This is a genomic window from Enterobacter cloacae complex sp. HYC033_NIDB, from assembly GCF_056673335.1.
Genome location: NZ_CP115123.1, coordinates 2,937,878 through 2,951,412 on the forward strand (window position 1 = coordinate 2,937,878; position 13,535 = coordinate 2,951,412).

The following is a 13,535-nucleotide window of genomic DNA, read 5'->3' on the forward strand; positions in this document are numbered from 1 at the left end:
GTCAATTTTAACATCTTTTTGGTAAGGACGTAAGTCTGGCAAACCCCCAATAAAGACAAGAGACGGCAGCGTGTTGCCATCTCCTTGAAATTCCACAGAATGGTTAAGGATTATGAACCTAACAGGAAGAAAATTAAGCACAAAAAGCCTGGGAATTACAGCAGAAAATACCCTTCGTGACGCAGCAGCCACTCTTTGCGCTGTACGCCCCCGGCATAGCCGGTGAGGGTGCCGTTGCGCCCGATCACGCGATGGCAAGGCACCACAATGCTGACGGGGTTAGAGCCATTTGCCGCACCGACCGCGCGCGCCGCGCCGGCACGGCCAAGCTGTTCTGCCAGCTGACCGTAGTGCATCACCTGCCCGCAGGGAATATTACGCAGCGCCTGCCACACCTCGCGCTGGAAAGGGGTGCCCGCCGTGGCGGTTGGCAGGGTATTAATAATGCTGAGATCGCCCTCGAAGTAGGCCGTCAGTTTATCGCTCAGCCCGCCAGGATTACGGGCAGTAATACGCTCGTAACCCTCGGCGCGATAATGGATGTTGAGCAGCTCAACCATCCGGTCGCTGTGCTCTTCCCATTCAACCGCGCGCAGATTGAACGCTTCATCCGCGATAACCCACAGCGGCCCCAGCGGCGTCGCAATCTTATCTTCGAGTAATCTCAGCATCAGTACTCCTTAGTTCAGCCTCGGGTAAACACCCGGTCCAATCGGCAGGCCGACAAGATACCACGCCACCAGCATCACCAGCCATACCCCTAAGAAGATAAGCGGATAGGGCAGAACCAGCGAATAATAGGTACCCAGCTTAGCCTCCGGTCTGTAGCGTTGCAGGAAGCCTAAAAACAGCGGAACGAAGGGTGACACGGGCGCCAGCGGGATCACCGAGGAATCGGCGACACGGAACAGGATCTGGGCGAACGCAGGATGGAAGCCGAGCATCATAAACATGGGGACAAAGATGGGCGCCAGAATCGACCAGATGGCCGACCCGCTGGCAATAAACATGCACAGCAGGGACGACAGCAGCGCCAGGCCGACAAACGCCGGAACACCGCTCAACCCCGCCGCCTCCAGCGCGTCCGTCAGGCTCACGGCCATAAACTTGCCCATATTGCTCCAGTTAAACATGGCGACAAACTGCGCCAGCGGGAACACCATCACGATAAAACCCGCCATCTCCTTCATCGGCTCGATCATCAGGTGCGGCAGATCTCCCTGACGGCGGATTTTGCCGGTGGCGATGCCGAACGCGAGCGAAACGACGAAGAAGAAGAGAATTATCAGCGGCACAATGCCCTGTATAAACGGCGAGGGCAGTACGGTGTGTTTGATCGGATCGCGCAGCACGCCATTTTCCGGCACCACCATCAGCGCCACCACCGCAATGAACGCCAGCGAGACGATCCCGGCTACGCGCAGGCCGAACTGCTGCTCTTTGCTCAGCGTCTCCAGATTTTCATCGCTCCGGCCTTCCCATTTACCCAGGCGCGGCTCAATGATCTTATCGGTAATCAGCCCCCCGACAATTGTCAGGACAATCACCGAACTGGCCATAAAGTACCAGTTGTCGATCACGCTGACGTGCATAGTCGCATCGATGGTGCTGGCTGCCTCCGTACTGATGCCGGAGAGCAGCACATCGGTGGTCACGATAAGCAGGTTAGCGGTAAACCCACAGCCGACGCCCGCAATCGCCGACAGCAGACCCGCAACAGGATGACGGCCAACGGCGAGGAAAATCAGCGCCCCCATCGGCGGCATGATCACCAGCGCCGCGTCGGACGAGATATGGCTGAAGAAGACAATAAACAGCACCATATAGCTGGCATAACGCGCGCTGACGTGCGAGGCCATTTTCACCATCAGCGCGGGCAGCAGACCCACGCGTTCGGCCAGTCCCGCGCCTAACACCAGCGCCAGGATGGCGCCCAGCGGCGCAAAACCGCTGAAGTTTTTAATCACGTTCGGCAAAAACCAGTGCAACCCTTCAACGCTGAGCAGGTTTTTCACTGCTACCATACTGCCGTCGGCCGGGCTGCGCACGCTCACCTCAAAGGCGGACAGCACGGCCGTCGCGACCATCAGGATGACAATTAAATAGATAAAAAGCAGGAAAGGGTGCGGCACTTTATTGCCGATCCTTTCAACCCAGCCATAGAGCTTACCGGATGGGGAATGCGAAGGTATGGAAGACATACTCATGGGCGTTCCTCGGGACTGTTGTTGTGTTGTTGTGTTGTGTTTTTTTATTTTAAAGGTGACGGTGTCACGCCCTGCGGGATCGGACACTCGTACGGTTTTTCTGTTATGTGTTGTTCGAACTCTTCCCGGCATTTTCGCAACAGGTCGGCATCCTGAAGCAGATGCAGCGCGGTCGCGCCCATCACTTTTCCGGCCAGCAACATGCCTTTATGGGCAATTGAGGTACGCCCCTGCGCCACTAGTTGCCAGGTATGCAGTGGGGTGCCGACGGTAAAACAGGGGCTAAAGCACTGTGCAACAGGCATCTTCCAGCTGACATCCCCCACATCGGTGGAGCCTGCCAGCACGTTATCGGTGATGGCGTAAGGGGCAACTTCATCCACCAGCAGCGTCTCCTGATGGCGTCGGGCAAACGCTTTTCCCTCTTCGGCCCCCGTTGCGGCAATGTTTTTCAGGCTGTTTTGCAGGTCGTTTGCCGTGAGCGTGGCGCGGATTTCACGGGCAAATTCGCGTTCCTCTTCCGTCCAGGCCGGCGTGCCATAATGCTGCAATGCGCGGTACATCGCCGCTTCGAGCGTACGGTTCGGCAGATAGCTGGAGCAGGCTTTATCAAAGCGGCACTCGACGGTGGTTTCGGTCATCATCGCCGCACCCTGGGCGATTTTCTCGATGCGCGCGTAGATCTGCTGCGCATCGGCCATCTCCGGGGCGCGGATCAGGTACAGCACCTCGGCCTGGGCCTGTACCACGTTGGGCGAAATCCCGCCGGTATCGGTGATGGCGTAATGAACGCGCGCTTTTTCAATGATGTGTTCGTTGAGGAAGTTTGTACCGGTGGTCATCAGCGTCACGGCATCCAGCGCGCTGCGCCCCAGATGTGGGGAGTTTGCGGCATGAGCGGCGATCCCCTTAAACCGCCAGGCGGCCTGAATATTGGCCAGCGTGCTGACGTTAAACATCCCGGCAAAGGCCTCCGGGTGCCATGTCACGGCAGCGTCCACGTCGTCAAACAGCCCTTCACGTACCATAAAGGTTTTACCGGAGCCGCCTTCCTCGCCGGGGCAGCCGTAAAATCGTACCGTTCCGCTGCCGCCGTGTTGTTCCAGCCAGCTTTTCACCGCCACCGCCCCGGCGAAGGCAGCAGTGCCTAACAGGTTATGCCCGCAGCCGTGGCCGTTCGCCCCCGGGGTGGCGGATTGCGCCGTCGCGCAGTGCGCCTGCTGGCTTAGCCCGGCCAGGGCATCGTATTCGCCCAGAAGGGCGATAACGGGCTTGCCGCTGCCGTAGCTGGCAATAAAGGCATTGGGAATGCCTCCGGCTTCCCGCGTCAGGGCAAAGCCCTCGGCTTCCAGCGCACTGGCGAGCCGTTCGGCGGACCAGAACTCTTCGAAGCGCGTTTCGGGATGATCCCAGATGTCGTCGGCAATATCGGTAAACGTCTGACATCGCGTGTCGATGGCATCGGCGATAAAAGCGTAGCTCTCCTGCATTACACACCTCGCGTCCACGGGAAATTAAGCGCAGTTCGCGCCAGCGTTTCGATGGCAACGTTCATCACCTGCTCATCAAAATCGAATTTTTCGTTGTGATGTCCGGCGCTCAGCTCGGTGCCGAAGACCATATACGAGGCCATGCCGCCGTTCTGCTGTACGCGGGCCATCATTAGCGTGGCATCTTCGGAGCCCGCAGGCGCTTTGACCTTATCAATGGCATGAGTCACGCCGGGCACCTGGCTTGCCTGTTCGCGCAGATAATCGACCCAGGCCGGGGAAGGGGCGCTGGAGGTCGCCGCCCCCATCAGGTTTACCCCGGCTGTTACGCCGTAGAGCGCCGCCGCGCCGGTAATTACCGCCTGTGCGCGCTCAAAGACATACTGATTAATGGCCTCGCTTTCGCCGCGGGTTTCAACCTTAAGCAACGCATCAGCCGGAACCACGTTGCGTCCGCTGCCCGCCTGCATGACCCCGACGTTAACCCGGGACGCGCCTTCGCTGTGTGGTGCGATGCCATGCAGCGCGATGGCGGCCTGGGCAGCCGCGAGCAGGGCGTTACGGCCCTCTTCTGGTTTACCGCCAGCGTGTGCGGCGACCCCGGTAAAGCGCACGTCAAATTTGGTGGTCGCCATGAAGTTATCGCTGCCGCAGATCACCGTCCCTTCCGGAACGCCGGTCCCGATATGAATGGCGGTAAAATAATCCACGCCGTCCAGCGCCCCGGCGGCAACCATGGCGCGCGCGCCGCGGGTGCCTTCTTCGGCAGGCTGGAAAATTAGCTTGATGGTGCCGTTGAGCTGCGCTTCATTCTGCTTAAGCACCTGCGCCAGCCCCAGACCAATGGTGGTGTGGCCGTCGTGCGCGCAAGCATGCATCATTCCCGCATTGCAGGAGGCAAAACCGTCGCGGAAGGGGCGATGACTTTCGTCAAGCGCTTCGCTTAAATCAAGTGCATCCATGTCTACCCGAAACGCCAGCGTTGGGCCCGGACGTCCGGTATTCAGGGTCGCCACAATGCCGGTAAATCCGCCCTCAAACGGCGCCAGCCATTTCTCCGGCGCACCCTGCGCCCGGGCGCGGGCAAACTCTCGCGAAAGGGTGGCATCATCGGGCAGTCCCATACGGCTTTCGGCATCGACCACGTCGCGCCCCATCGCCAGTTCGTAGCCCAGCGAGTCGAGGATCTCCGCGACTTTCGCAGCTGTTCGAAACTCTACCCAGCCGGATTCCGCAAAATGGTGGAAATCGCGACGCCATGCGCTCAGTTGTGGAGCTAATGTCTGAATGTACTGCGCCAGTGCGTTCATATCTTTTCCTGTCATCATTAAAATATGTGAACTGCTTCACGCTGTGATAGTTTTTACTTATCACTAATCGTTTTTTCACAGTTTTAACCGTTCAGGAATTACCCTCGCACATCCGTTTCCATTAAAGTAGATGACAGTTTCTTTACTCTGATAAACAACGGTTATCGGTCTCGTTATGTCATTTCAGATTAAATTTCATCAAATCAGGGCGTTTGTCGAAGTGGCGCGTCAGGGCAGCATTCGCGGCGCCAGCCGGACGCTTAATCTTTCGCAGCCCGCGCTGACCAAATCCATTAAAGAGCTGGAGGAGGGTATGGCGGCCCAGCTATTTGTGCGCCGGAGTAAAGGCGTCGCGCTGACCGAGTGCGGGGAAGGGTTTTATCACCGCGCTAATTTGATTCTGGAAGAGCTGCGTGCAGCGCAGGATGACATCCGCCAGCGGCAGGGCGAACTTGCCGGGCAGATCAATATTGGGATGGGAGCCAGCATTTCACGCAGCCTGATGCCGGCCGTCATTACGCGTTTTCATGCGCAGCATCCTCAGGTCAACGTCCGGATTATGGAAGGCCAGCTGGTGTCGATGATTAATGAATTACGTCAGGGTGAGCTGGACTTTACCATCAATACCTATTATCAGGGGCCGTACGATCACGAATTTACGTTTGAAAAGCTGTTCGAAAAGCCTTTTGCCGTATTTTGTCGGGCAGGGCATCCGGCGACAGGGGCGACCTCAATTAATGAGCTTCTGCAATATAACTGGACGATGCCTACGCCCCGGGGAAGTTATTATAAGCAGTTGCAGGATACTTTTAGCCATCGATCTCAAATACCGCGAATTGGCGTTGTCTGTGAGACCTTTTCCTCTTGTATTAGCCTCGTCGCACAAAGCGATTTCATCAGCATTTTACCGCAGGAGCTGGGCTGCGATCCGCTTCTGGCGCACCGTCTGATAATGCTGCCGGTTGTCGAAACCCTGCCTAAAGCAGCATATTATTTAATTCAGCGTCGTGATTCTCGCCAGACACCGCTTGCCGAATCATTAATCACGCAGTTTCGAAGGGAAGCCAGGAAATTAATTTAATAAAAATAACAACAATAAAAAAATAGAGTCTGCCCGACATCAGACAGACTCCACAGTACACACAGTCGTGCATCCTTTCGCGGATCCTACATGCATTATCCATTGGGCAGGTTTATTCAGTTATAACAGCTTTTTCTTAAAAGAGAAGGACGTTGAGTGATTGATTTCACGATTTTTTTTACGTAAATTATTTAATTAATTACGGCTGAAATTTAAGTTAAGGTTGGATTAAATTTATTGCGTCTGTGATTATCCGTTCCTTAAGCCATTATTTGAACCCGTGCCCGGATGATTGAGACCCGCAACGGGCGCAGGTATAGTACATCACTCAGATGTAGCCGGAGGATTTCCATGAACCCTGACGACAAATCCCTTTTTCTTGACGCCATGGAGGATGTCCAGCCGCTCAAACGCTGCGCGGATATTCACTGGCAGCAGAGCCGCAACACGCGGGCGCGTCAGGAAATAGATACTGAGCAGCTCGATAACTTTCTGACGCTGGGGTTTCTGGAACTGTTGCCCCTTGACGAGCCGCTGATGTTCCAGCGCGAAGGGGTACAGCAGGGGGTATTTGATAAGCTGCGTTCCGGAAAATATTCCCGTCAGGCCAGCTTAACGCTGTTACGCCAGCCTGCGGAGCAATGCCGCCAGCTGGTCTATTCCTTTATTCGCCAGGCCGGACGTGACGGGCTACGCAACCTGATCATCGTGCATGGTAAAGGGCGTGAACAGCAGTCGCATCCTAACGTGGTGCGCAGCTATCTTGCGCGCTGGCTGACCGAGTTCGACGAAGTACAGGCCTTTTGCGAAGCGCAGCCGCATCACGGCGGCAGCGGAGCATGCTATGTCTCGTTGCGTAAGTCAGAGGATGCGAAGCGAGATAACTGGGAGCGCCACGCCAAGCGCAGCCGCTAATCAGGAAGGCGGGCGAGATGCCCGCCTGTCACTCAGAAGGTTTCCCAGTTCGCGTCAGCTGTATTCGCGCCTGCCGCTGACGGGCGCAGCAGTACGGGCGTTTTCACGTTTTTAGGGCGAGCCGCCGGCGATGCCTGAGCGTTCAGCCGGAATGCCGCCACGGCCTGACGTAGTTGTTCAGACTGATCTTCCAGCGCTGCCGCCGCCGTTGCCGACTCCTGTACCAGCGCGGCGTTTTGCTGCGTGACGCTGTCCATCTGCGAGACCGCCAGGCTGACCTGCTCTATACCGCGGCTCTGCTCGTCAGACGCCGAGGAAATCTCAGCCATAATATCGGTTACGCGCGTCACGGCCGCGACGATCTCTTTCATGGTCGCACCCGCCTCGCTCACCTGTTCCGAGCCGGTATTCACCCGGCTGACAGAGTTCTCGATAAGCCCTTTGATCTCTTTTGCCGCCTGCGCGCTGCGGCTGGCCAGCGTCCGTACTTCACCTGCCACGACCGCAAAGCCGCGACCTTGTTCCCCGGCACGGGCGGCTTCAACCGCCGCGTTGAGCGCCAGAATGTTGGTCTGGAAGGCAATGCTATCGATAACGCCGGTGATATGCGCAATTTGCTGAGAACTGTCGGCAATGTCATTCATGGTACGCACCACGTTATCCACCACCTGACCGCCGCGAGCGGCGGTTTCAGACGCATTCTTCGCCAGCAGCGTCGCCTGACGGGCGTTATCCGAGTTCTGTTTCACCGTGGCAGTCAGCTCTTCCATACTGGCGGCGGTCTCTTCCAGCGAGGCTGCCTGCTGCTCGGTTCGCGCGGAAAGGTCGTTACTCCCGGCGGCAATTTCTCCTGCGCCCGTGTAGATCGAATCGGTGCTGCCGCGCACGGCGCTGACGGTGCTCACCAGCGACTGCTGCATCTCGTGCAGACCAGCAGCCAGCTGGCCCATCTCGTTGCGCCCGGTAATTGCGACATTTTGCGTCAGATCGCCGCTCGCGATGGTGCGAATATGGTTCATGATGGCGTTGAGCGGTTTCAGGAGCAGGTGCTGTAAACCCTGCCAGATCACCACCAGCACGGCGATCACAGTCAGGAAGATCGCCGCCAGCGTCCACTGCATCTGGGTAAAGCTGCTCTGATTCTCTTCGGCGGCGGCTTTCAGCAGCACGTTGTTTTCAGCGCGCCAGCGGGTATAGACCGCCTCCATCTCATCCTGCGCCTGCTGGGCGTCCAGGTCGCCATAGGCCTGATAGTTATCGGCGCGCAGATACTCAATGGACAAGCGCATCACCTCGTGCATTTGCTTCCAGGCTTTTTGCATCTCTTCGGTGAGCGCGGCATTCTGGCCCTTCACCTGCGAAATCGCCTGCCAGTTTTTGTAATAGTCTTCGGCTTTGGTCAGCGAACCGTTCGCGGTGCCCAACAGCGTGTTGATTGCTGCGAGAGAGGCCGGATCGCGCTGGTTTTTCAGGTAGCGGATCGCCACGCGGGTGACGGTAACGCGCGTTTTCACCAGCGTGTTCACGCTGTCGCTCAGGCTCTCCTGTTGGGCATTGAGTAACCCGGAGTTCTGAAAGTTGTGACGATCGTTGTTAACGGCAGAGTAGAACAACCCTCCCGTGACAACTTGCAGCAGACAGAATATGGTGAGGGCAAAGATAATACCGGTAATCACGTGCAGATTTTTCAGCATGGCGGTCATCCGTAAGAGAAGAGGCAGGGTTACATCAATACTATCGTCGTAGCGAATTTAAACTTTAATTTTACTATTGCTTAACTAATGGTTTCGTTGCAGAACCTGTTGTAAATCCGGATCATTTTTTATAAGGAAGGTCAGCATGAGCAGCATAGATAAAAGCGGAACGTTCACGCTCGGAACGCGTACGGTTAAACGATTTGGCTATGGCGCGATGCAGCTTGCCGGGCCTGGCGTTTTTGGTCCGCCAAAAGACAAAAATGCGGCGCTGGCGGTGCTGCGTGAAGCGGTGGCGTCGGGTGTGAATCACATTGATACCAGCGATTTTTACGGACCTCATGTGACCAACCAGCTTATCTGCGAGGCGCTTCATCCGTACCGGGACGACCTTACGATTGTGACCAAGATCGGAGCCCGACGCGGCGAGGATGCCTCCTGGCTGCCGGCGTTTTCCGCGCAGGAGCTGACGCAGGCGGTGCATGACAACCTGCGTAACCTGAAGCGGGATGTGCTGGACGTGGTTAACCTGCGGATCATGTTTAGCACCCACGGACCGGCGGAAGGTTCGATTGCCGCGCCGCTGAGCACTCTTGCGGAGCTACAACAGCAGGGGCTGGTTCGCCATATTGGGCTGAGCAACGTCACCGCTTCGCAGGTCGCTGAAGCGCAGAAGATGGTTTCCGTGGTGTGTGTACAGAACATGTACAACGTTGTGAATCGCGGTGCGATGCGCTGGTCGATTCGCTGGCGCAGCAGGGGATTGCCTGGGTGCCGTTCTTCCCGCTGGGAGGTTTCACGCCACTGCAATCTTCCGGACTACAGGCGGTGGCGGATTCACTGGGCGCGACGCCGATGCAGGTGGCGCTGGCATGGCTGCTGCAACGCTCGCCAAATATCCTCTTGATCCCGGGAACCTCGTCGGTGGCGCATCTGCGTGAAAATCTGGCGGCAGCCGATCTGGTATTGCCGCCTGAGGCGCTGGAGACGTTAAATTCGCTGGTGGGGTAATCCCGATGGCAGCAAAAGCCCGGAGGATTTTTCGGGCTTTTGCTGTTCATGATCCAATCTGACTTCTTTGGCGGTGAAGCGCTAATGCTTCCGCCACGATTTCCTGCTTACTTTTCCGTGTTTCATACGCAGTAATGCGGATGTACTCCATCAGCGCAGGATCGATGCGCGCGCTTAACATCCTGAGTTCGGCCTCCTTTGCGACACCGCGAGCAACACGCTTATCGGGATAATCACGGGCGGGCATAGAAAACGTCCTCCAAAAATTGTCTTGTTAATTTGTGCTGTAAAATATGCGTCAGTCTAAATAGAAAGTCAATGGATAGTGATTGTGCAGTGAAGCTAAGTTGTGTTTTGTGTATTTAGAAGTCATTAGTAAGTGATTTAATAGTGATGTTTTACGACGCGTTAAGCTTGCCCATACGTAAAAATTTACAAAGCAAATAATCTTCATTGCTATAGGGGGTTATAAGCGAAGCGGTTAAGGCGTAGCCAGCCGCTTACGCTGACATGGCTTGATCGATACCTCAGTTAAAACTACTGTATATAAAAACAGTATGGAGGTATTTATCATGATCTTTTTCAGACCCGCAGAGTTGCGTGAAATCGTTGCTATTCCACTTTTCAGCGACTTAGTACAGTGCGGCTTCCCCAGCCCGGCAGCGGATTATGTAGAGCGGCGTATCGATTTAAACGAGTTATTAGTCGCCCATCCCAGCTCCACTTACTTTGTCAAAGCCGCCGGTGACTCGATGATAGAAGGGGGGATCAATAACGGTGATTTGCTGGTGGTGGACAGTTCCCGCAAGCCTGAGCATGGCGATATCGTGATTGCGGCGGTAGAGGGCGAATTTACCGTGAAGCGCCTCCAGTTGCGTCCCAATATTCAACTCAACCCCATGAACAGCGCCTATTCACCGATTATTGTCGGCAGCGACGATACGCTCGATATCTTTGGTGTAGTGACGTATATCGTGAAATCCGCGAGCTGATCGTGTTTGTGAAGCTTAATTAATAGGCAATAAGTTAATTCTCATCATGCAAAAATCTTACGTTATCGGGGCTGTCTTGTCGGCAAACCTGATATTCATCGCATAAGCCGGAACTGACTGGTCAAATATTCTGGTATTGGCGAATTACAGAGTGATATCCCATTTTTTTATTTTGTTATGTTCCTGCACTTTAGTGAATTTTCTTTTCTTCCGACAGAATACATTTTGTCTACATTATAACTTTAATTTATGATTCGCACACGAACAATTGATGTTATGCAGGGTTTTAGCATCGTGGCAGTCAATAAAACCCTGCTGTTATAAAGTAATCAGGAGATTCATTTTTATGTCAGACAATAATCCCCGCCCATCCGGCTGGTTAGGCCCGTGGTGCCTGCTGGTGGGTGTGATACTTCTTGTAACGGGGCTCTTTTTTGCCATCGGCGGTTTTAAACTGGTTTCCCTGGGGGGGAGTTGGTATTTTCTCATCGCCGGGGTTATCACTCTGCTCTCTGCGATTCAGTTCTTCCGCCGCAAGTCCTCTGCCGTGGGGCTGTTTGCCCTGGTGTTTCTTGGCACCCTGATTTGGGCATTTTTCGATGCCGGGCTCGACTTCTGGCCGCTGGTTTCCCGTTTAATGGTACCCGCCGGGCTGATGGTGCTGGCAGCCGCCACCTGGCCTGCATTGCGTAAACGTGAAGGAAAACCGTCCTGCGCAAAAGGAGCCGTGGGGGTCTGCGCGGTCCTTATTATCGCCATGGGCGTCACCTTTGTTCAGATGTTTCAACCCCATCCGACCGTGCCGTTTAGCGGTGAAAAACGCCCGCTGGTGCCGGTAAAAGATGATGCGAAACAGCAGAACTGGGATCACTACGGTAATACGGCTGGCGGTAGTCGCTTTGTGGCGCTGGACCAGATAACCCGTGACAACGTGAAAAACCTGAAACCGGTCTGGACCTACCATACCGGTGACGTACCGGAAAGTCCGGACGGCAATGGCGCAGAAGATCAGCAAACGCCGCTACAGGTTGGCGATCGTGTCTTCCTCTGTACGCCGCATAACAACGTGATCGCCGTGGATGCCGATAGCGGGAAAGAGATCTGGAAAGCGGAAATCAACGCCAAGTCTGCAATCTGGATGCGCTGCCGTGGTCTGGCGTACTTCGATGCCACCAAACCGCTGGCACAGCCAACGGTAGCCGGCTCCACGCCGGTTCTGCCAGCGCAGGTCGCACCGGGCGCTGCATGCCAGCGCCGTATCCTGATGAATACCATCGACGGTAAGCTGATCGCGTTAGACGCCGATAACGGCAAGTTCTGCCCGGACTTCGGTACTAACGGCAGCGTTAACCTGCATGAAGGGATGGGCGACGCGTCAGATCCCACCTACGTGCTGACGTCGGCCCCGACGCTGGCGGGTACGACGGTTGTCGTTGGCGGCCGCGTTGCGGATAACGTCAGCACCGATATGCCGGGAGGCGTTATACGTGGTTATGACGTGATCACCGGCCAGCTGCGCTGGGCGTTCGACCCGCGTAATCCGGATCCGAACTATGTTCTGAAGCCGGGCGAACACTACAAACGCAGCTCTGCAAACTCCTGGGCCCCTATGTCCTGGGATGCGTCGATGAATACCGTGTTTATCCCGATGGGAAGTTCCTCTGTCGACCTGTGGGGCGCTGACCGTATTCCGGAAGATCACAAATACGCCACCTCAATCCTCGCGCTGGATGCGACTACCGGGAAAGAGAAGTGGGTATACCAGACCGTGCATAACGACCTCTGGGATTTCGATATCCCGATGCAGCCGAGCCTGGTTGATTTCCCGACGAAAGAGGGCAACAAGCCCGCGGTGGTGGTGGGCACCAAAGCGGGGCAAATCTACGTTCTTGATCGCCTGACGGGTAAACCGCTCACTGAAGTGAAAGAGGTTCCGGTAAAACCAGCGGATATTCCACGTGAACAGTACCCGGCAACGCAGCCGCGCTCTGTGGGAATGCCGCAGATTGGCGCGGAAACCCTGAAAGAATCGGATATGTGGGGGGCGACGCCGTTTGACCAGCTGGCCTGTCGTATCAGCTTCAAATCAATGCGTTATGACGGTCTGTACACGATGCCGGGAACCGATATTTCCCTGAGCTTCCCGGGCTCGCTGGGGGGAATGAACTGGGGTAGTCTGTCCACGGATCCGAACAACCAGTACATCTTCGTCAACGACATGCGTCTGGGTCTGTGGGTCCAGCTGATTAAACAAGATCCGCAGAGCGCGGTGGCAAACACGGGCGGTGAAGCCGTGAACGCCGGGATGGGCGCTGTTCCGATGAAAGGAACGCCGTATTCGGTCAACAAAAACCGTTTCATGTCACCGCTGGGCATTCCGTGCCAGAAACCACCGTTTGGCTCTCTCTCCGCGATTGACCTGAAAACGCAGAGAATCGTCTGGCAGGTGCCGGTCGGTACCGTTCAGGATACCGGTCCGTTTGGGGTAAAAATGCGCATGCCAATGCCTGTCGGTATGCCGACGCTGGGCGGTACGCTGGCCACGCAGGGCGGTCTGGTCTTCATTGCGGGAACCCAGGATTACTACCTGCGCGCCTTTGATTCCTCTACGGGGGAAGAAGTGTGGAAAGCGCGTCTCCCGGTGGGTAGCCAGGGCGGACCTGTCAGCTATGTATCACCGAAAACCGGCAAACAGTACATTCTGATCTCTGCCGGCGGTGCACGTCAGTCGCCGGATCGTGGTGACTACGTGATTGCCTACGCGCTGGATAAATAACAGCGAAATAAGCAGCCCGGCCCCGTCATAGTACGGGGCTTTTTTTTGACTAAAAACTA

10 protein-coding genes and 1 pseudogene are annotated in these 13,535 nt (G+C 55.8%); 5 read left to right on the forward strand and 6 right to left on the reverse strand.

Annotation, left to right across the window (positions count from 1 at the left end; genetic code table 11):
• Nucleotides 1–155: 155 nt before the first annotated feature.
• The 4 genes from ogt to O1721_RS14210 are packed head-to-tail and all read right to left on the reverse strand — an operon-like array spanning nucleotide 156 to nucleotide 5,007.
• Nucleotides 156–671 (reverse strand): methylated-DNA--[protein]-cysteine S-methyltransferase, encoded by a 516-nt coding sequence (gene ogt, locus O1721_RS14195; protein ID WP_015570643.1) that lies wholly within the window; start codon nucleotides 669–671, stop codon nucleotides 156–158.
• Nucleotides 672–680: 9 nt separating this feature from the next.
• Nucleotides 681–2,207 (reverse strand): p-aminobenzoyl-glutamate transporter, encoded by a 1,527-nt coding sequence (gene abgT, locus O1721_RS14200; RefSeq protein ID WP_032648162.1) that lies wholly within the window; start codon nucleotides 2,205–2,207, stop codon nucleotides 681–683.
• A gap of 44 nt (nucleotides 2,208–2,251) precedes the next feature.
• Nucleotides 2,252–3,697 (reverse strand): M20 family metallopeptidase, encoded by a 1,446-nt coding sequence (locus O1721_RS14205; RefSeq protein WP_045324855.1) that lies wholly within the window; start codon nucleotides 3,695–3,697, stop codon nucleotides 2,252–2,254.
• Nucleotides 3,697–5,007 carry a M20 family metallo-hydrolase gene (locus tag O1721_RS14210; RefSeq protein ID WP_032648166.1) on the reverse strand — a complete coding sequence of 437 codons (1,311 nt, stop codon included), beginning with the start codon at nucleotides 5,005–5,007 and terminating at the stop codon, nucleotides 3,697–3,699. The genes O1721_RS14205 and O1721_RS14210 overlap by 1 nt, the downstream gene beginning before the upstream one ends.
• Before the next feature lie 175 nt (nucleotides 5,008–5,182).
• Between O1721_RS14210 and O1721_RS14215 the strand changes: the two genes are divergently transcribed.
• Together O1721_RS14215 and smrA are read left to right on the forward strand one after the other, a co-directional pair.
• Complete coding sequence (locus O1721_RS14215; RefSeq protein ID WP_032648168.1) at nucleotides 5,183–6,088, forward strand: LysR family transcriptional regulator; 906 nt, start codon at nucleotides 5,183–5,185, stop codon at nucleotides 6,086–6,088.
• A gap of 351 nt (nucleotides 6,089–6,439) precedes the next feature.
• Nucleotides 6,440–7,003: a DNA endonuclease SmrA gene (smrA, locus tag O1721_RS14220; protein WP_003857522.1), complete on the forward strand. Its 564-nt coding sequence runs from the start codon at nucleotides 6,440–6,442 to the stop codon at nucleotides 7,001–7,003.
• A 32-nt stretch (nucleotides 7,004–7,035) separates the two neighbouring features.
• Here the strand turns inward: smrA and tcp are convergent, their stop codons facing one another.
• Nucleotides 7,036–8,697: a methyl-accepting chemotaxis citrate transducer gene (tcp, locus tag O1721_RS14225; protein ID WP_032668923.1), complete on the reverse strand. Its 1,662-nt coding sequence runs from the start codon at nucleotides 8,695–8,697 to the stop codon at nucleotides 7,036–7,038.
• 145 nt (nucleotides 8,698–8,842) lie between these two features.
• Here tcp and O1721_RS14230 point away from each other — a divergent pair.
• A pseudogene (locus tag O1721_RS14230) lies at nucleotides 8,843–9,708 on the forward strand (aldo/keto reductase family oxidoreductase).
• A gap of 46 nt (nucleotides 9,709–9,754) precedes the next feature.
• Here O1721_RS14230 and O1721_RS14235 read toward each other — a convergent pair.
• Complete coding sequence (locus O1721_RS14235) at nucleotides 9,755–9,955, reverse strand: hypothetical protein (protein ID WP_003857516.1); 201 nt, start codon at nucleotides 9,953–9,955, stop codon at nucleotides 9,755–9,757.
• Nucleotides 9,956–10,280: 325 nt separating this feature from the next.
• On the opposite strand from O1721_RS14235, the gene O1721_RS14240 reads away from it, so the two are divergent.
• Nucleotides 10,281–10,700 carry a translesion error-prone DNA polymerase V autoproteolytic subunit gene (locus O1721_RS14240; RefSeq protein WP_003857514.1) on the forward strand — a complete coding sequence of 140 codons (420 nt, stop codon included), beginning with the start codon at nucleotides 10,281–10,283 and terminating at the stop codon, nucleotides 10,698–10,700.
• Nucleotides 10,701–11,046: 346 nt separating this feature from the next.
• Nucleotides 11,047–13,476: a glucose/quinate/shikimate family membrane-bound PQQ-dependent dehydrogenase gene (locus O1721_RS14245; protein WP_032648171.1), complete on the forward strand. Its 2,430-nt coding sequence runs from the start codon at nucleotides 11,047–11,049 to the stop codon at nucleotides 13,474–13,476.
• Nucleotides 13,477–13,535 lie beyond the last annotated feature (59 nt).